Origin of the sequence: Tritonibacter sp. SIMBA_163, from assembly GCF_046535935.1 — a bacterium.
In the GTDB taxonomy this organism is placed as follows: Bacteria; Pseudomonadota; Alphaproteobacteria; order Rhodobacterales; family Rhodobacteraceae; genus Epibacterium; species Epibacterium scottomollicae.
In genome coordinates, this window is the sequence record NZ_JAWJBP010000351.1 from 1 (window position 1) to 277 (window position 277).

The 277-nt window shown below is 58.5% G+C and carries 1 protein-coding gene; it reads right to left on the reverse strand.

Going from position 1 to position 277, the window contains the following annotated elements:
* On the reverse strand, nt 1-277 hold a 277-nt coding region (locus tag R0J92_RS22685), incomplete at both ends, for a hypothetical protein (protein WP_411053322.1).

Below are 277 nucleotides of genomic sequence, written 5' to 3' on the forward strand. Positions count from 1 at the left end.
TGCGGTTATCTTCTTCTGCCAGGGCGAGGAAACGCTTGGCATAAGCGTCCCAGTTCTCTGCGGGCTGAGCGGTCTCTTCACTGATCGACATGCCGAGGGTAAGCAAGCGGGTTTGCAACGCGTCGCTGAGTGCAGGGGCCTGGGGGAACTCCAGAGCTGAAATAGTCACCGTTGAGCACTGATCACCTTGGCAACCAGCCGCCACGTACTGCTTTTCAACCGCAAGCGAGGCCAGTGCAAACGGCTCTGAGGGCGATTTATCAGCGGCCAAACAGCC